Source organism: Pseudoalteromonas sp. Z9A4 (genome assembly GCF_011378845.1).
Taxonomy (GTDB): domain Bacteria; phylum Pseudomonadota; class Gammaproteobacteria; order Enterobacterales; family Alteromonadaceae; genus Pseudoalteromonas; species Pseudoalteromonas arctica.
Map to the genome: position 1 here is coordinate 46,696 of NZ_WTLA01000008.1, position 17,902 is coordinate 64,597.

17 protein-coding genes and 1 pseudogene are annotated in these 17,902 nt (G+C 39.0%); 11 read left to right on the forward strand and 7 right to left on the reverse strand.

From position 1 onward, the window contains the following. The first annotated feature begins 8 nt into the window (after positions 1-8). The 7 genes from GQR54_RS08250 to GQR54_RS08280 all read left to right on the forward strand — a co-directional run bounded on the left by GQR54_RS08250 (position 9) and on the right by GQR54_RS08280 (position 5,146). A complete protein-coding gene (locus tag GQR54_RS08250; RefSeq protein ID WP_166377119.1) occupies positions 9-491 on the forward strand; it encodes a GNAT family N-acetyltransferase in 483 nt (160 codons plus the stop codon). A gap of 79 nt (positions 492-570) precedes the next feature. After that, entirely contained in the window at positions 571-1,077 is a 507-nt protein-coding gene (locus GQR54_RS08255) for a hypothetical protein (RefSeq protein ID WP_166377120.1), read from the forward strand. Positions 1,078-1,093: 16 nt separating this feature from the next. Continuing rightward, a complete protein-coding gene (locus GQR54_RS08260; RefSeq protein ID WP_166377121.1) occupies positions 1,094-1,705 on the forward strand; it encodes a superoxide dismutase in 612 nt (203 codons plus the stop codon). A gap of 75 nt (positions 1,706-1,780) precedes the next feature. Further along, entirely contained in the window at positions 1,781-3,133 is a 1,353-nt protein-coding gene (locus GQR54_RS08265) for an AlkA N-terminal domain-containing protein (protein ID WP_166377122.1), read from the forward strand. Continuing rightward, a complete protein-coding gene (locus GQR54_RS08270; protein WP_166377123.1) occupies positions 3,133-3,603 on the forward strand; it encodes a methylated-DNA--[protein]-cysteine S-methyltransferase in 471 nt (156 codons plus the stop codon). The genes GQR54_RS08265 and GQR54_RS08270 overlap by 1 nt, the downstream gene beginning before the upstream one ends. A 75-nt stretch (positions 3,604-3,678) precedes the next feature. Then, entirely contained in the window at positions 3,679-4,470 is a 792-nt protein-coding gene (locus GQR54_RS08275; protein ID WP_166377124.1) for an amino acid ABC transporter substrate-binding protein, read from the forward strand. An 82-nt stretch (positions 4,471-4,552) separates the two neighbouring features. Then, positions 4,553-5,146 (forward strand): thymidine kinase, encoded by a 594-nt coding sequence (locus GQR54_RS08280; protein WP_166377125.1) that lies wholly within the window; start codon positions 4,553-4,555, stop codon positions 5,144-5,146. Here GQR54_RS08280 and ltaE read toward each other — a convergent pair. After that, positions 5,120-6,124 (reverse strand): low-specificity L-threonine aldolase, encoded by a 1,005-nt coding sequence (gene ltaE / locus GQR54_RS08285; protein ID WP_166377126.1) that lies wholly within the window; start codon positions 6,122-6,124, stop codon positions 5,120-5,122. The two genes, GQR54_RS08280 and ltaE, sit on opposite strands and share 27 nt — an antisense overlap. Positions 6,125-6,164: 40 nt before the next feature. Next, on the reverse strand, positions 6,165-7,097 hold the full coding sequence (gene rlmF / locus GQR54_RS08290) for a 23S rRNA (adenine(1618)-N(6))-methyltransferase RlmF (RefSeq protein ID WP_166377127.1): 933 nt from the start codon (positions 7,095-7,097) through the stop codon (positions 6,165-6,167). A 128-nt stretch (positions 7,098-7,225) separates the two neighbouring features. On the opposite strand from rlmF, the gene GQR54_RS08295 reads away from it, so the two are divergent. Continuing rightward, positions 7,226-8,179: an alpha/beta fold hydrolase gene (locus tag GQR54_RS08295; protein ID WP_166377128.1), complete on the forward strand. Its 954-nt coding sequence runs from the start codon at positions 7,226-7,228 to the stop codon at positions 8,177-8,179. Here GQR54_RS08295 and GQR54_RS08300 read toward each other — a convergent pair. The 3 genes from GQR54_RS08300 to GQR54_RS08310 all read right to left on the reverse strand — a co-directional run bounded on the left by GQR54_RS08300 (position 8,127) and on the right by GQR54_RS08310 (position 12,874). Beyond that, positions 8,127-9,560 carry a sulfotransferase gene (locus GQR54_RS08300; protein WP_166377129.1) on the reverse strand — a complete coding sequence of 478 codons (1,434 nt, stop codon included), beginning with the start codon at positions 9,558-9,560 and terminating at the stop codon, positions 8,127-8,129. The genes GQR54_RS08295 and GQR54_RS08300 overlap by 53 nt on opposite strands. Before the next feature lie 250 nt (positions 9,561-9,810). After that, a complete protein-coding gene (locus GQR54_RS08305) occupies positions 9,811-12,393 on the reverse strand; it encodes a TonB-dependent receptor (RefSeq protein ID WP_166377130.1) in 2,583 nt (860 codons plus the stop codon). A 310-nt stretch (positions 12,394-12,703) separates the two neighbouring features. Next, the gene (locus GQR54_RS08310; RefSeq protein WP_101164269.1) at positions 12,704-12,874 is read right to left on the reverse strand and encodes an oxidoreductase-like domain-containing protein; all 171 of its coding nucleotides are present in this window, start codon (positions 12,872-12,874) and stop codon (positions 12,704-12,706) included. Positions 12,875-12,986: 112 nt separating this feature from the next. Here GQR54_RS08310 and GQR54_RS08315 point away from each other — a divergent pair, with 112 nt between their 5' ends. After that, complete coding sequence (locus tag GQR54_RS08315) at positions 12,987-13,409, forward strand: hypothetical protein (RefSeq protein WP_166377131.1); 423 nt, start codon at positions 12,987-12,989, stop codon at positions 13,407-13,409. Between the two features lie 87 nt (positions 13,410-13,496). Then, positions 13,497-14,861, forward strand: coding sequence for a leucyl aminopeptidase family protein (locus GQR54_RS08320; protein ID WP_010553989.1), 1,365 nt, complete (start codon positions 13,497-13,499; stop codon positions 14,859-14,861). Between the two features lie 38 nt (positions 14,862-14,899). Here the strand turns inward: GQR54_RS08320 and GQR54_RS08325 are convergent, their stop codons facing one another. Both GQR54_RS08325 and GQR54_RS08330 read right to left on the reverse strand, forming a co-directional pair. Beyond that, a complete protein-coding gene (locus GQR54_RS08325) occupies positions 14,900-15,286 on the reverse strand; it encodes a VOC family protein (protein WP_121953611.1) in 387 nt (128 codons plus the stop codon). A 70-nt stretch (positions 15,287-15,356) separates the two neighbouring features. After that, positions 15,357-16,436 (reverse strand): ketoacyl-ACP synthase III, encoded by a 1,080-nt coding sequence (locus tag GQR54_RS08330; RefSeq protein ID WP_010553987.1) that lies wholly within the window; start codon positions 16,434-16,436, stop codon positions 15,357-15,359. 153 nt (positions 16,437-16,589) lie between these two features. On the opposite strand from GQR54_RS08330, the pseudogene GQR54_RS08335 reads away from it, so the two are divergent. Then, positions 16,590-17,896: pseudogene (locus tag GQR54_RS08335) on the forward strand (amidohydrolase family protein). Positions 17,897-17,902: the final 6 nt, after the last annotated feature.

Sequence of the window (17,902 nt, forward strand, 5' to 3'; positions counted from 1 at the left end):
AAAATACAATGAGCCAACCCGTTATAATACGTGATGCAAAACCAAGTGACGCAAAAACAATTTTGCACTTTATTACCGAACTTGCCATATATGAAAAAGAACCTGATGCAGTAAAAACAGACGAGCAGGCAATTTTAGATACTCTGTTTAGTGAAGGTGCAACTGCGCACAGCATAATTTGTTTAGAAGGTGATGAGCCAATTGGTTTTGCGGTATATTTTTATAATTACTCTACCTGGTTAGGTAAAAATGGCCTATACCTTGAAGATTTATACGTAAGCCCAGATTGCCGTGGCAATGGTGCAGGTAAAGCCATTATGAAACACTTAGCTAATAAGGCCATTAGTAATGACTGTGGTCGTTTTGAATGGGTAGTGCTTGATTGGAATAAACCCGCTATCGATTTTTACAATAGCATTGGTGCAAAGCCACAAAACGAATGGATTATATATCGCTTAACAGGGCAGGAATTATTAGACTTCGCCAAATAGTTAATGAAAATCATTTGCATTTAGTTTTGTGGGTGTGTAAGTTAAATACACACTCATAAATAAACGTGCAGATGATTATATGATCTCAAGTCAAAAACAACCCCACTCAGATTTACTTTATCTTGATCAAGCATTAAGCCCTTGGCAGTCGAATATAATGCAAGGTAATTATGCATTTGAGCAAGGTGCACTTCTCGAAGCCCGCGATAAATACTTATTAGCTAAAACACTTGCAGATCATCTTCTTCAGCAATTTTTATATGCTCAGATTAATAACACTGTCATTCATGCTATTGAGCACTGTATACCCGCACTTGTTGTTGCGTCACATAATTTAGCTGATACCTATATAGCTATGCAACAGCCTGAAAATGCATGCAAATGGCTATGCGAAGTACACTTAACACTCTCTTCATTAATTAAGCATACTCATTACGATATACAAAAAGTGAGTAAGCATCATTACATTAAAACTTCCTCTGAACTTGTATCATTTGCAAGACGCTATCATTTTTTACCTGAGCTAATAGAGCAAGTGAATTTTTGCTTATGCTCTAAATATTCAACAAACAGCCTGCTACATTAAAATAAAGGAGTAATTTATGGCGTTTACATTGCCAGCACTTGATTATGAATATGATGCGCTTGAGCCTCATTTAGACAGCAAAACTATGCATATTCACCACACATTGCATCATCAAACGTATATCAATAAAGCCAATGCTGCTTTAGCAGATACTGTATATGCAACCGCAAATGCTGAAAAATTACTTAAGGGAATAAACAGCCTGCCTAGTAATTTGCAAAAAGCAGTACAAGAGCATGTAGGAGGGCATTTTAATCACAGCTTATTTTGGCAGATAATGAGCCCACAAGGAGGAGGTGAGCCTGAAGGTATTGTGGCTCAGGTTATAAATGAGCAACTAGGCAGTTTTGATAGATTTAAAGAGGAATTTACAGCCGCGGCAATTAGCCAATTTGGTAGTGGTTGGGCGTGGTTATGTGTAACGCCGGATGAAAAGTTGATTGTAGAAAATAGTGCTAATCAAGATTGCCCTTTAATGCAGGGAAATATCCCTATTTTGGGACTTGATGTATGGGAGCATGCCTATTATTTGAAGTATCAAAATAAACGTCCTGATTATATTGCTGCATTTTATAATGTAATTAATTGGCAAGAAGTACAAAGGCGTTATTTATTGGCTATTGGTTGAGTGCCGAATATGGCTAGTAATACAGTTTTTTTTGTATAAGCTAGGCTCTATAAGGTTTAATTTATAGAGCCGTTTATGGACACTTCACATTGGCAAAAAGCACGTCAGAGTCGCGATCCTCGTTTTGACGGGCTTTTTTACGTAGCGGTAAAAAGTACCGGCATTTATTGCAGACCTATTTGCCCTGCACCAACGGCTCACGAAAAAAACGTTACTTATTATCAGTTTGCCCATAACGCGGCGCAAGATGGTTTTAGGCCCTGCATTCGTTGCAGGCCCGATAGTGCCCCTGGCAGCGCAGCATGGCAGGGTACAAAAACGACTGCACTTAGAGCAAAACAGTTAATAGATCAAAATGACGAGCACGACTGCGAAAAATTAGCAGCTCGTTTAGGTGTAAGTAGTCGTTATTTAAGACAGTTGTTTAAGCAGTATTTTGGCGTGTCGATTACGCAATATCGATTATTTAACCAATGTCACTTTGCTAAAAAGCTGATTCAAGAAACACATTTACCCCTTACCGAAATAGCGTTTTCCGCAGGCTTTAAAAGCATTCGGCGCTTTAATGATGCATTTTTACAGCAGTTAAATATAGCTCCCTCGAAGCTGCGCAGTGGCGATAAAAAACCAACGTCAACACTCACTTTAACCCTGCCATTTAGGCCGCCTTATAATTGGCCTGCTTTGCAGAGCTTTTTACAAAGGCGCTTGATAAAACCAATGGAGTGGATAACACAAACGAGCTACGGACGTACTTTTGCAAGTGAGGGATATAAAGGAAGCTTTACCGCTGAATTTATAGCGAGTAAAAATCACTTTAGTGTATCTATCGATATAGACAATACGGTGTACTTACAACCTGTTATAAATAATATACGCCGTGTGCTTGATTTAGATGCCGATATTAATTTAATTGAAACGCATTTAAGCGCCAATATAAACAATGCGTTTACAGTGTGTGAAGGGCTCAGACTTCCAGGGATTTGGTCAAGTTTTGAAGCCGGTATAAGGGCGGTACTCGGACAACAAGTGAGTGTTACTGCGGCGCATAATTTAGTAACAAAGCTAGTTGATGAATTAGGTGAAAAAAAGGGCGATGCCGTTTATTTTCCTACGGCTAACATTGTTGCTAATAGTGATTTAACATTTTTTAAAATGCCACAAGCACGCAAAAATGCGCTACACAACTTAGCCCAGTTTTGTGCACTAAATCCTGAAAATGACGATTTAGACGAATGGCTTAATTTAAAGGGAATTGGCCCCTGGACAGTAAATTATGCAAAGCTGCGAGGGCAAAGCCAACCCGATATATTACTTGATGGCGACTTAGGTATTAAAAAAGCACAAGCGGCGGCAAACCCTTTTGAGCCTGCTAATTGCGCTCCTTTTCGCTCTTACCTAACGTTTCAACTTTGGCAGCAATTATAATGATCATTCAAACATCCATTTCGAGCCCTATAGACGACATAATTATTCAAGCGACTGATAAAGGCGTGAGTTACGTTGGGTTTTATCCTCCAGTTGAGCACCCTTATACGCCATTTGAGCAAGTTACCAACAAGGCGATGCTTATTTGCGCTGCGCAGTTAAACGAGTACTTTGCAAAAAAACGCACTACTTTTGATGTACCACTTGATACAAACGGTACAGTATTTCAACAAAGCGTATGGCAAGCATTATTAACGGTGCCTTTTGGACAGTCGCAAACATACGGCTATATTGCAAACCAACTCAATAATCCAAAAGCAGTGAGGGCAGTAGGTGCTGCGAATGGTAAAAATCCGATTAGTATTATAGTGCCTTGCCACCGAATTATTGGCGCAAATGCAAAGTTAACGGGCTATGCTGGTGGGCTTGATAGGAAACTTTGGTTGCTGAAACACGAAGGATTAATGTAAATTAATTTAACGAATATTTTGTATGTTTACTTCTACATACTACACTGTAGATTTAGTTTATAAATAAAAATCACTATGAAAATTAGAACGTTACTTTATATTTTTGTTTTGAAGTGTATTGTTTTTTGCGATGGCGTTACGGCCAAAGAATTACTTTTTTGTTATGAAGATAAAAACGCAGCACTACTATTTTTAGGTGTTGATAAGGCTATACCTATTGATCAACCTGATGCCTCAGTTGAGGTTTTAAGTTTATTAGATAAAGCGATTGATGGTGTTGAGATTAAGTTTGTTAGAAAACCATGGCGTAGATGCTTAAGCGATTTAGAATTTAATCGAGTTAATGCTGTTATTGCCAGTTACCGCAAAGGACGAGAAAACGTTGCTGTTTACCCTGTTGATCAGCAAGGTAAGTTACAAGATGACTATGCAGTAAGTGAATTTAGTAGCTGCCTTATAGGGCGTTATGAATTTCATAAAGAATGGGAGACTCGCGAAGTATTTCAAAATAAAGCATTTACGATAGCTATTCCTAATGGCTATGGACTAAATAGCGCGTTGAAAGAAGAACCATTTTTTATTCATAATACGTTTTCTAAAAGCAAAGCTTTTGAGTTGCTAGATAAGGGCGTGGTGCAGGCGAGCGTTGATCTATGCCAAGTTGATGGCTTAAAAGTGTCGAGTTATCCGTATGAGGGTAATAATGTTAAACCTATTTATCCCCCTTACGAAACCAGCCATGGTTATCTTGTTTTTTCAAAAAAATTCTACGAAGAAAATAACGATCTAAGCTTGGAAATGTGGCAATGGTTATCAAAGTTTGAAAGTGCACCTATCTATATTAAATATTTACAAACACTTAAATAACCTCGTTAAATTCGCGTTTGTAAATTGGTATTAATTTAATATTAAGGTAGCATAAGCGCACTTTTTATAAAATGGCACCGCAATGGCTCAATTATACTTTTACTACTCTGCAATGAACGCGGGTAAATCAACTACGTTATTACAATCTGCATTTAATTATAAAGAACGTGGCATGGAACCTGTCATCCTTACTGCAGCCATTGATGATAGACAAGGCGTGGGTAAAGTATCGTCTCGTATAGGCTTGCAAGCTGACGCGCATGTATTTGATGCTAGTAAAGATGTATTTGATCTTATTCAATCGCTTAACAACGACAAAAAACGCCATTGTGTGTTAGTTGATGAATGCCAATTTTTATCAAAAGAACAAGTAATGCAATTAACCGATGTGGTTGATGAGTTAGGTATACCGGTACTGTGTTATGGCTTGCGTAACGACTTTAGAGGCGAGTTATTTATAGGGTCGCAATATTTGCTTGCGTGGGCTGATAAGTTAGTTGAGCTTAAAACAGTATGCCACTGCGGACGTAAAGCTAACCATGTACTGCGTACCGATGAAAATGGTGATGCAATAGCCGATGGTAACCAAGTAGAAATTGGCGGCAATGACCGATACGTTTCGGTATGCCGCAAACATTATAAAGCCGCGTTAAATATGGGCCGACAAAGCATTTAAAAATGTATCAATATCTTCGCGCGTAATATCTAAATGCGTTACTAGCCTAAGCTGCTTGCTTGGGCTAAATAATATACCTTGTTGTTTAAGCGCCTCAGCAATCTCTTCAATATTTATACTGCTAGTGTATGTTGCATAAACCATATTAGTGGTGTTACTCATATCTACAGTAAAGCCACTGATTTCACTTAATTGTTGAGCCAAATAACGTGCATTTGCATGATCGTCTTTTAAGCGCTCTACATTGTGCTCAAGTGCAAACTGCCCGGCAGCTGCAAGCATTCCGGCTTGGCGCATACCGCCACCAAGTACTTTTCTCCATCGTCTTGCTTTATTAATAAGTGCTGGTGAGCCTAATAATAAAGAGCCTACGGGCGCCCCCAAACCTTTAGATAAACAAATAGAAACTGAATCAAAGTGTTTTGTAATTTCAGTGATATCAATATTTAGCTCAACAGCGGCATTAAAAGCACGTGCGCCGTCTAAGTGCAGCGCTAAATTATGTGTGTCAACAAAGTCACGAGCTTGGGCTAAGTACTCAAGCGGGAGTACTTTTCCGCCTATGGTATTTTCTAAGCTAAGTAATCGCGTTTTTGCAAAATGGCAATCGTCTGGTTTTATAGCCGTCGTTATTTTGCTAAAAGGTATACTGCCATCAGCATCGTTTTCAATAGGCTGTGGTTGCACAGACCCTAAAACAGCTGCTCCGCCACCCTCAAACTTATAATTGTGAGCATTTTGGCCACAAATGTATTCGTCACCTCGCTCACAATGCGCCATTATTGCAAGTAAGTTGGCTTGTGTACCTGAGCTACAATAAAGTGCGGCTTTAAAGTTAAAACGCTTACACGCATAGGCTTCTAGTTGGTTAACGCTTTCATCATCACCGTATACATCGTCACCAACCGGTGCGCTGTACATAATATCGCGCATTGTGTTTGTTGGTTTTGTAACTGTATCAGAGCGAAAATCTATCATGATTGCCTTATCCTTTTTATTGTTTTTAATAAAATTGGTATTAATCAAGCTCGCTACAAATTTGCTCACGAGTGTCTTTATCAAAGTAAGTCCATGCAATAAAGCGGCTGATTTTTTGACCTTGTGCCATATCAACTATTTTATATTGTGCTATTGGGTGGGCTTTTAATACTTCTTCAAGAGCTGCAATATTATCTTTTTTGGATACTAACGACGTAAACCACAGTATTTGCTCTGCAAAGTCTTCGCTTTCTTTAATCATATTAGAGATAAACTGTACTTCACCGCCTTCACACCATAATTCATTATTATGGCCACCAAAGTTAAGTGTGCTACTGGGTGTTTTTCCTAGGTTTTTCCACTTACGTTCACTGCCTTTACTTGCCTCTTCTTCGCTTGCATGAAACGGAGGGTTGCAGAGCGTTAAGTGGTATAAATCTTTTTGATTTACAACGCCTTTAAAAATATGTGATGCGTTTTTTTGTTGTTTTAGGGTTATTTTTAAACCATTAAACTGAGAAATTTGCTTTGCTATTTTTACCGAGGCTGCATCAATATCAGTCCCTGTAAAATGCCACTTATATTCACTTGTACCAGTAAGCGGATAAACTAAGTTAGCGCCAGTGCCAATATCAAGCACTTTAATTTGCTTACCTAAAGGTATTTGTTGTTGGTTATCGTCACTTAATAAATCGGCTAAGTAATGAATGTAGTCAACACGCCCAGGTATAGGTGGACATAAGTTGTGCTCAGGAATATCCCAAAAATCAATATTATAATGTGCTTTCAAAAGGGCTTGATTGAGTGTTTTAACGGCTTTGTTATCACTAAAATCAATACTTTTAGTACCTGCAGGTGTGGTTATAACAAAAGGCAGTAGAGCAGGGTGCTCTGTTGTTAATAAATCGAAGTCGTACCCATTTTTATGTAGGTTACGCGGGTGTAATTTTGAACGTGCTTTATTTTCTTTCATGGCTTCATTTTAACAACAGATATGATGTGGTGATTGTAACAAATGCTGATGAGTAAAGTGGAGACATTTCCTTTGGTATATTTAATATTGCTGGTAGGATGAGTTGAAAATAATAAAAAGGAATAACTGTGGCGATTTCTCAGCAATCAATAATTATCAATTTAGCTGATCAACAAACACTTCATTTACGTCGTATCAGCGATGATAATCAGCAAGGGCCTGTCGTATTTTTTATGCATGGGGCTGTAGAAAACGGTAAAATTTTTTACACCCATTCTAATAAAGGGCTAGCTCCTTTTTTGGCTGAGCATGGGTACCGATGCTATGTGGCTGATTTACGTGGCCGAGGTGATAGTAAGCCAATTATTTCGAGCGAGTCCGAATATGGACAAACTGAGTCTATCCTAGAAGACATCCCTGCCTTTATTAAGCAAATAGAGTTGATTGAAGGCAAGAAGCCTGACTACTGGGTCGCTCACTCTTGGGGCGGGGTATTGATGAACAGCGCGTTTGCACGCTTTCCAGAATATATTAATGATGTAAAAGCGTGTGTGTATTTTGGCTCTAAGCGTTCTTTATTTAATAACCATCCTCAAAAATTATTACAAGCCAATTTAATTTGGTATTTTATGGCACCTTTACTTGCTAAAAAACACGGCTATTTAAATGCTAAAGGTTATAAGTGGGGAAGCGATAACGAAACTCAAAAGTCGCATTATCAAAGTATGCAATGGGCTAAAAAGAAGCCATGGATAGATTCTGATGATAATTTTGATTATGCAAAAGCGCTAAACAACCTGCATTTACCGCCAACGCTTCATATTGCTGCGGTAAAAGATAAAGCATTAGCGCAACCAATCGATATTCAAAAGTTTATGGACGAATCAGGACCTGGCATTCAACAAATGCGAATTTACGGTCGTAAACACGGGCATAATTTTGATTACGATCATATTAATATGCTTACCCACCCAAGTGCGCGTGATGATCAATTTAAAGATTTACTTAATTGGTTTAAAGCACATCCGATTAATTCTCATCAAGTAACTTTAAAAGAGGTGTTTTGTAACGCTCCCACTTAGCGATTGCGGCGTTATTAATAGGTTGGCGAATAGCATGTTTACTCAACGTGGTTACCGGTGTTTTTTGTTTATAAAACGCTAAGCAGCGCTCTTCAAAATGACAGTTTAAAAAACCAAGTAACTGCGTTAGCAGCTCTTTTGGGTTACTCACTAAATCTTCGTAACTGACATCATAAATTGGCATACCTTTAAAGGAGTGCCAATGGCTCATCAGTTTTTCATACACACTATGATAAAGCTTAAACTCAGGTAGTGAGCAAAAATAAGGCTCGTTTTCGGCAAAGTAATTAGTGAAAATAGAAAACGCTGTAGCATTAAAATTACGACTTAAATTTATAAATTTGGCATTTGGAAATAGGATATATATTAGTCCGAGCGACTGATAATTACTCGGCAGTTTATTTATTATAAAAGGTCTGATGGGCGATGCTGTTTTTAATGTTGTGATATAAAGCTCGCGGGCTTTTTTGATTAAGTCAGGCGTTAAATACGCTAAACATTGCGGGTAAGCAACTCCCGTTTTTTGTTCGATAAAAGCAACCGCGTTATTACTAATACTCGTACTTTCTCCTAGGCTCGAAAACTGACTATGGCTTGCCAATATTTGCTCCAGGAGGGTAGAGCCACTACGAGGCATACCAATAATAAAGACAGGCGTAATATTACCTGTAAATTTTTTATCGGCAGAGGCAATAAATTCCTCGGTGTTGTATTTTATTATTTCATCGTAAAAAGGGATTAAATCTTTAGTGTTAAATTCACTTAATTTTCTTTGTAATTTATTTGCCAATATAAAATAATTAAATGCTTGCTCGGTATCTTCAAGTGCATCGTAACTGTTTGCTAATGCGTAGTAACACACCATTTTTAAACGTAAATTGCTCGTTTGAGTTAGTAAGTGGTGCAAATTACTTACATAATTATGCTCTTTATCAAAGCGGCCTAACTGCACAAGTTCAAATAAAATATAAGCTGTTACAGGGTATACCCCAATACTGAGTGCATGAGCAAAGGTTGTATGGGCTTTATCTAACTCGCCATGTGTTAAATAGTGCTGTGCTAAGTAATAATGAGGCTCTGGGTTATGACTTGCTAGTTTTTTTGCGTATTCGAGCACCGTTAACGCATCGTTTGGCGAATTAACACCGTTAAATGCATCAGCAAGGGCATGTAATGGTTCAAGCATATGGGGCATGCGCTCACACGCTTTTTGGAGTAAGTATACGGCAGCGTCATAACGCTCTAGTCGTAGGGCAATTCTGCCTAAGCCAAATAAAGCTTCACCATTTTCGGGATTACTATTTAATAGCGTTTTAAAATGAAACTCAGCTTCTTTGAGTTTATTTTGTTGCAGTAGTTGGTTGGCTTTATTAAGTAGCATAGTTATACCAATTTTATTAAAAAAATAATCATTCTATCGCATTAAATAGCGTACTCACTGCGTTAAAAATTATTCATATAGAGCAACTATATATCATAGTTTTCGCCTTGTTATTACGCTATTTTCTGAGCGCTATAATAGAACACTTATTCAATGCAATTGGTATTGTTCATTATTATTTTTATTAACTATAAAATTAAAAAGGCGAAATGTCTTTAACATTTCGCCTTTGGTTCTTCATGAAAATAGTTTAAAAAGTATATGTTGCTTTAGCGTAGTAAAAGCCACCGTTAATACCAAACGGAGATGTTTCGTAGAACTGACCACCCCAGTTGTTATTAGGGATACCCGTTGCATCTGCAAAATCAAGTTTTTCAGCATCTTGGTCGAATAAGTTTTGAGCGCCTACAGAGAAGCTAACTGATTCATTTAAGAAGTAAGTTACTTCAGCATCAATAGTGACTGCAGCATCTGCTGTTTTAGCTGTTGCATCATAATCAACGTGAACACCTTGGTATTCGCCGTAGTAGTTTGCACGAGCAAATGCAGAAACTGATTCCCATTGTTGAGACAATGTGAACGTTGCACGATGGTTAGGTAAATCTTCTTCTAAGCGTTTAACTTTAAACGCACCTGTAATTTCACTAAATTGAGTTACTTCAGTATCATTCCAGTTATAAGCAAGGCTAAATGTAGAGCTACCGCCCATTAGTTCAGCAGTATAGTTTGCAACTAAATCGATACCTTGAGTTGTTGTATCAAAGTCATTTGTAAAAAAGCTTACCTGAGCAAGACCTTGTACATTAGGAACTCCAGCGGCTGTAAGTGTATCTTTATCTGCTTGGCTTAAGTTTATTTTATCTGATTGGCTAATACGGTCATCTACTTGAATGTTGTAGTAATCAAGCGTTAAAAATAACTCGCCGATTGTGTATACAGCACCAAGTGTATAGCTTTGTGATTCTTCCGGCTCAAGCTCTGTACCACCTAATTGCACTGCAATAGGGTTTGTTGGTGGAAGAAGCGCTGAATCTTGTAACACGCCGCTGTCTAAGCTTGTTTGTACGTTACTTACGTTAGCTTGACCAACTGTAGGTGCACGGAAACCGCTACTTACAGAACCACGAATATTTAAATCTTCAGTTAAATGGTATTGAGCCATTACTTTGTAGTTAGTTGTAGTACCAAAGCTGTCGTAGTCTTCAAAGCGAAGCGCTACGCCCATTAAAAAGTCTTCAGTAAATGGTGCTTCAACATCAACATACGCTGCATAGTTACGTCGAGAAAACTCACCTGCTTGTGATGGTTTAAAACCTGGGAAGCCGTTAGAGCCAATACCAAAACCTTGTGCTGTTAAAGGGCCTGCTGTGTAAGATTCTTCATCACCAGAAATGATAGTGAATGTTTCTTCATGCCATTCAAAACCACCGGCAATGTTTACATCATAAGCTAAACCAAAGTCGACACCCTTTGATAAATCAAAGTTAAAGTTTTTCTCTAGCTGTTCATATTTACCCGGACTGAAGTCACGTGGCGTGTCTGCACCTAAAGAAGCATTAACCGTGTCATAGATGAAGTAACGTGATTCATTTAAACCCACAGTACCGCTTAAGTCATAGTAAGTATCTTTTAAGAAACCACCAGTGAATCGCCCTTTAGTACCGATAGTTAAAGAAGTATCAGTAATGTTGCCGCCAAAGTTAGGTGTAAAACCACCAGGAAGCGACTCGTTAAAGGCAAAACAATCTGGGTTGTTCGCTACACCATTTATATAAGCAGGATCATCTAATACGTTGCCATCTGTTATTGCAATAGTAGGGCAGTTAGCGCTCATATCAGGTGTTAAATCTGCAACAAGTAGTGTTTCGCCACCATCATTTGAGTAAACGCCAGAACGTGTTTGCGGGTTACGGTAGTAAAAGCCACCACGTACATCACGTTCAGAGTAATTACCAAACATGTAAAATTCAGAATCGTTTGTTAGCTCTAAACCTACGTTACCAAAAATTGTAATATCGTCGTTTACTTCTGGTGCGCCCCATACTTGTGCAAGAGAAGATACATCAGGAACACCGGCAGCTGAAAGTGCTGCGGCATCGGCACGTTGAACTGAGCGGCTTGTTGCATCAGCTGTTTTATATTGAAAGCTTAAATTAGCAAAGCCATTGTCGGTAAACGGTAAACCCACGTTACCCGACACTTGTGTTGTATCGCCGTCACCTTCATAAAATTGACCATGGCGGATTTCTAATTTGCCACCTTCAGAAGCGTCTTTTAGTTGGAAGTTCATTACACCGGCTATTGCATCAGAACCATATTGTGCAGCTGCGCCATCACGAAGTACTTCTACTTGTTTAATAGCAATGCTTGGAATAACTGAAATATCTGCGCCTTGCGCGCCATCGTTAATACCACCGCCTAAAAATGCAATTACAGAAGCACGATGACGACGTTTGCCGTTTAAAAGAACCAATGTGCTGTCTGATGGTAAACCACGTAAGTTAGCTGGGCGAACAAGAGAGGCCGCATCACTAATAGGATTTTGATGTACGTTAAAAGATGGCACGGCACCTTTTAAAAGCTCAAGCATGTCGGTATTGCCTGATCTTTCTAATTCTTCGCCGCCAATAATATCGATTGGAACTGGTGAGTCACCGATTGAACGTGGAGCTGAGCGCGTACCTACTACGGCAATTTTCTCTACGTTTTTATTTACTTTAGTTTGCTGTTGCTCGTCTGCTGCAATAGCAGAACCCGAAAAAAACAACCCTGCAGTGGTTGTAGCTAAAGCAAATTTGATTGCTTGGTTTAGCGCATTATTTTTTAATTTCATTCTAATTTTCCCCAGTTAGAATAATTCTTATTTTTGATGCTAATTTCACATCATTTATTTTTAACTTAATTTTTTGTTTCACATAGGTTTGAGGGTTTAGCTCAAAAGCCTAATCAATTAAGCTTACTTTTTGTGAAGTCCTATTTACAGACTATAGGTAAAAAACGGGAAGGGCAATTACTAATTAACCATTTGATAACAAAAAGATTCAATTTAAGAAAAAATGCAACAATGGTGCAAAGTAAAGCTAAAATGAACTAAATAAGTGCAAATAGGGTTGTTGAGAGGAAAATTAATGCGTTATCAGTATTTAAATGTTATTTATTTGTTTCTTTTTGGTGGTGTTTTCAATGTTTTGTGCGCATCGCCAAGTTGCTAATTTTTCTTTATATTCATCCCACACGCAGGGGCAGCAACTGCCACCACCACAACATTCATCAGATTTTGGTTTTTCGGGTTTTTGCGGTAGTTGGTTTGTCATATTCAGTGTTGTTGTATGTATTTAATACTAATTTGGTGCAAAGGATAAGTTAAAGGATGTTGTAAGTAAATTATTCTTTGTGAACCCGTGCTGCTGTGTGAAAATAAAAGTTATGCGATTATATAAAGTTATTCACCGTGCACCTTGGCGGGTAGTTAAAATTAGTAAAAAACGCCAACAGCTGCGTTTTCGCCGTGCTATGGTGGCGCTCAAAATTGCACTTGCGCAAGAAAAACAAGAAACCAAAGAAATGCTCTCTATTTATAGGCGCTACACTCAAGGCCAAACAAGTAAAGAGGAGTTAAAACGCGCTAATGAACAGTTTGTTGATATTTTAAAAGGGTTAGGGCTCGGTGTGTTTGCAGTATTACCTTTTGCCCCGCTTACAATTCCTTTAGTTGTTAAATTAGGGAGTTTGGTGGGAGTTGATGTACTGCCAAGTTCGTTTAATATGAACAAATCGATTAAAGAGCTTGATGAGAAAATTAATCAAGAAAATCAAAAGCAAAAATCCAAAAATAGCTTAAAAAAGTAGCTAAAATCCCTTCAAATTAGCGATACCTTTTAGGTGCGCTTATTGATATGCTCTTAAGTACCATTTTTATATTATATGAGCTTTTTAATGAGTGCATTACTACGTCATACATCTTCTGGTATTCCTTTATCTTTTATTCTTAAAAACGAATTATCTGACTGGCAAGCACAGCAGCCTGCATTTATACAAAATTGGTTAACTAATACAGGTTTCGAAAAGCAAGGTGTTGCTTTAATCCCTGATGCTAAAACGGGCGAGTTAAGCCAGGTATTTTGTTTAATGCAAAGTAGCGATGATTTTTGGGCTGCGGGTAATTTAGCAAATACACTTCCTACTGGTACTTATCAAATTCAAGGCGAGAGCGCTTTTGTAGAGCAAGTTGCTTTAGGGTTTGTGCTTGGTGGTTACGAATTTAGTGAATATAAAGAAAAACCAACAGCAAAAGCGCAATTAGCCATTAGCGATAAAGCGTTGTTTGAGCGTATTAGCCAACAAGCTGATGCCATTACACTTGCACGTGATTTAGTTAATACGCCAGCGGTAGACATGATGCCGCAACATTTATCGCAAGTAATGGAAGATTTAGCTGCAACTTACAATGGCGAATTTTCACAGTGGATTGGCGATGAGTTACTAGAGCAAAACTACCCGACTATTCACATGGTGGGTCGTGCAAGCGAAAATAAACCGCGTTTACTTGATTTAAAATGGGGTGCGACAGATGCTCCATTAATTACACTAGTAGGTAAGGGCGTATGTTTTGACTCAGGCGGACTTGATTTAAAACCAAGTTCTGGCATGCGTAACATGAAAAAAGACATGGGCGGCGCGGCGCACGTAATTGCACTAGCACAGCTTATTATGGCAGCTAACTTACCAATTAGATTACGAGTGCTTGTACCTGCTGTTGAAAATGCAGTATCGCGCAATGCATTTCGCCCTGGCGATGTTGTTAAAACTCGCAAAGGCATTATGGTCGAAATTGATAATACAGACGCAGAAGGGCGCTTAGTATTGTGTGATGCATTAAGCGAAGCACAAAACGATAATCCTGAGCTAATTATTGATTTTGCTACCCTTACGGGTGCATGTCGTGTTGCTTTAGGCACGGAGCTTCCGGGCTTTTTCTCAACAGAGCGCGATGTAGCAAACGGTATTATTGATGCAGGTTTAAGTGTCCATGACCCTGTTTGGCAACTTCCGTTGTTTGAGCAATACAAAAGCTTACTAAAAAGTGATGTAGCCGATATGGCAAACTGCGCAAGTACACCGTTTGGTGGTGCTATTACTGCAGCGCTTTACTTAAAAGAATTTGTTGAACCAACAACACCGTGGGTACATTTTGATGTAATGGCGTGGAACTTACGTGCATTACCAGGTCGTCCAACGGGTGGTGAAGCATTAGGTATTCGTGCTGTATTTAACTACTTACAAAATCGTTTTAATAAATAAGTTTTTGATTCAATAGTAAGAACTTGAGCTTATGAGTTTTAAACCTCATAAAGCTCAAGTGGCAAGTTATCTGGATCGGCAAAAAAGGTAAACTTTTTGCCGGTTATTTCATCCACTCTAATATCCTCAACGTTTACTTCGCACGACTCTAAATACGTTTTTGCAATCTGTACATCCGCTACCTTAAAAGCTAAATGTCTTAAGCCTTGTGCTTCGGGATAGCTTGGTCTTGCGGGCGATCCATCAAACGAAAATAGCTCTATTTGGCTACCATCGGGCATGGCTAAATCTAATTTATATGAATTACGATCAGCTCTAAAGTGCTCATTAATAACGTTAAGTTTAAGTACATTGCTATAAAAGTGTTTAGAACGCGCATAGTCACTACAAATAATCGCAGCGTGGTGAATACCTAAAAGTTTCAAATTTAATTCCTTAAAAAGCAAAAACGCACTTAATGAAGTGCGTTTTATATGTTGCTTACTACATGTTGTGTTAGCTTGGCTGCGCTTCTTTACATGCTTTAACGGCCGGTGCTACAAGTTCTAAACCGGTTTTATCACATGGCGGTAAAGCGGCATCGCTTACACTAATAGGCGTTACGCGTTCGCCCCATTTTATGTAACTTGCAGCCCACGTAAGGCCTGCACCAAATGCAGCAGACATAATATTTGAATGCGGTTTAATTAACCCTTGCTCAACGGCTTCACATAACGCAATAGCAATCGTAGCAGCAGAGGTATTACCATACTCACCAATGTTAACCATTACTTTTTCGTCAGGTACTTTTAAACGATGCTGAATAGCTTGAATAATACGTAAGTTAGCTTGGTGTGGAACGAGTACATTAATGTCATCAAGGCTCAAATCGGCTTGTTTAAGTACATCGTCGCACGCTTCGCTCATGCCTTTAACAGCACGTTTGAAAATTTCACGACCTTCAAATAATAAATCAGATGGTCCAATTGGCTCATATTTATTTAAATCACTACCAAAGTTAGTGATGTGTAAAATATCGCGGTCTTCACTGTCACAACCAGTTTTGGTTGCTAGTAAACCAGCTGGCGTATCTGCCGCTTCAAGTACTACTGCACCTGCGCCATCGCCAAATAAAACAGCGCTATCGCGACGTGCCCAGTTTACGTACCAGGTCATACGCTCAGCGGCAATGACCACTGCTTTTTTGATCATACCCGCTTGAATTTGTGCTGTAGCAGCTTGCAATGCATATAAAAAGCCCGAACATGCCGCGTTTGTATCCATTGCGGCAGCGCCTGTTGCACCAATGTTTTTTTGCACTTGTGAGGCGGTATTTGCCACAACAGTAGAAGGTGTACAGGTTGCTAATATTACTAAATCAATATCTTTAGGATCAACGCCTGCGCACGCAATAGCATGCTTAGCAGCAACGGTTGCCAGCTCGGCGGTACTTACATGGCTCACTCGGCGAGATTTAATACCTGTACGCGAGGTTATCCACTCGTCGGTGGTATCAACTATTTCACTAATTTCATCGTTGCTAATGCTTGCTGGTGGAATGCATTTACCCCAACCAGTGATATGTGCGTAAGGCATAGTATGTTCTCTTAAGGTGGTCTGACATGTATTACTAATGGGTGAGTTATACCAAAAAACGGCTTTCAAGACTAGTTTATAGCATGCTTTGTGTCGTAAATATTCGCAATTACAGGTTATTTAAGGTAATGCTAGTATAAAAAAGGAGCAAGTATGAAAACAACACTAATAACAACATTCACTGCAATAACGCTGGCATTAATAGCAAATGGGGCTTTTGCTCAACAGCATAAAATTATTTATGCGGGCAGTTTACTTGCATCCGAGGATCAAAAAGTAAAAAAAGAGCAAACGTTAGTCATAACAGATAATACAATAACAGCCATTAAAAACGGCTACCTCACAAAAGCAGAACTTAACCTACCTGATGCCGATATTATAAATCTTAAAAATCAATTTGTAATGCCTGGTCTTATTGATATGCATGTTCACGTTACGTTTGAGCGAGATGCTAAAGCAAACCCTCACCGCTGGGCAACAGAATATGATGCCGATTATGCTTTGCGCTCAATTAAATATTTACAACGTACGCTCGATGCGGGTTTTACATCAGTGCGAGATTTAGGTAGCGATCACAAAGTTATATTTCCGCTAAAACGTGCTATTGAGCGAAATGATATTAACGGCCCTCGCATTTTTGCAGCGGGTAATACAATATCGCCTACCGGTGGGCACGCAGATATGCACGGTTATCGAAAAGATATTACAGATGCAGTTACAGGCGGGATTGGTATATGTAATGGCGCTGATGATTGTAGCCGTGCGGTACGTGAGGTAATAAAAAGCGGTGCTGATGTAATTAAAATTACTGCCACGGGTGGAGTACTAAGTAATACCGCAGCAGGTGTTAACCAACAACTTACAGATGCAGAGCTGATTGCAATTGTTGATACGGCTCACCACTTAGGGCGTAAAGTTACAGCGCATGCACACGGTACACAAGGTATAAAAGCGGCCTTAAAAGCCGGTGTAGATTCTATTGAGCATGGCTCTTATTTAGATAAAGAGGCAATAAAGTTATTTAAAAAAACGGGAGCTTATTTAGTTCCGACGCTTTTAGCGGGTGCAACGGTAAGTGAAGAGGTGCTAACAAATCCAAATATGCCACCGGCAATAGCTGATAAAGTGCGAGAGGTAACACCAGAAATGCAGGCTTCGTTCAAACTTGCACTGAAAAATGAGGTTAATATAGCTTTTGGAACAGACTCTGGGGTGTCGCGTCATGGGCTCAATGCTAACGAATTTAGTTTAATGGTAAACAATGGAATGAGCGAAGCCCAAGCTATTAAATCAGCAACTATACATGCAGCTAAACTGCTGGGGCAAAGCGCACTCATTGGCGACTTGAGTGTTGGTAAACAAGCAGATATTATCAGTGTGAATGGCTCACCGCTTAAAAATATCGACGTACTTAAAACGTGCAATTTGTTATGAAAGCCGGGCAAGTTTATAAACAATAGGGAAGG

Coding starts and splice junctions, on each gene's coding strand:
- GQR54_RS08250 (WP_166377119.1), top strand. CDS start 9: ATGAGCCAACCCGTTATAATACGTGATGCAAAACCAAGTGACGCAAAA.
- GQR54_RS08255 (WP_166377120.1), top strand. CDS start 571: ATGATCTCAAGTCAAAAACAACCCCACTCAGATTTACTTTATCTTGAT.
- GQR54_RS08260 (WP_166377121.1), top strand. CDS start 1,094: ATGGCGTTTACATTGCCAGCACTTGATTATGAATATGATGCGCTTGAG.
- GQR54_RS08265 (WP_166377122.1), top strand. CDS start 1,781: ATGGACACTTCACATTGGCAAAAAGCACGTCAGAGTCGCGATCCTCGT.
- GQR54_RS08270 (WP_166377123.1), top strand. CDS start 3,133: ATGATCATTCAAACATCCATTTCGAGCCCTATAGACGACATAATTATT.
- GQR54_RS08275 (WP_166377124.1), top strand. CDS start 3,679: ATGAAAATTAGAACGTTACTTTATATTTTTGTTTTGAAGTGTATTGTT.
- GQR54_RS08280 (WP_166377125.1), top strand. CDS start 4,553: ATGGCTCAATTATACTTTTACTACTCTGCAATGAACGCGGGTAAATCA.
- ltaE (WP_166377126.1), bottom strand. CDS start 6,124: ATGATAGATTTTCGCTCTGATACAGTTACAAAACCAACAAACACAATG.
- rlmF (WP_166377127.1), bottom strand. CDS start 7,097: ATGAAAGAAAATAAAGCACGTTCAAAATTACACCCGCGTAACCTACAT.
- GQR54_RS08300 (WP_166377129.1), bottom strand. CDS start 9,560: ATGCTACTTAATAAAGCCAACCAACTACTGCAACAAAATAAACTCAAA.
- GQR54_RS08305 (WP_166377130.1), bottom strand. CDS start 12,393: ATGAAATTAAAAAATAATGCGCTAAACCAAGCAATCAAATTTGCTTTA.
- GQR54_RS08310 (WP_101164269.1), bottom strand. CDS start 12,874: ATGACAAACCAACTACCGCAAAAACCCGAAAAACCAAAATCTGATGAA.
- GQR54_RS08315 (WP_166377131.1), top strand. CDS start 12,987: ATGCGATTATATAAAGTTATTCACCGTGCACCTTGGCGGGTAGTTAAA.
- GQR54_RS08320 (WP_010553989.1), top strand. CDS start 13,497: ATGAGTGCATTACTACGTCATACATCTTCTGGTATTCCTTTATCTTTT.
- GQR54_RS08330 (WP_010553987.1), bottom strand. CDS start 16,436: ATGCCTTACGCACATATCACTGGTTGGGGTAAATGCATTCCACCAGCA.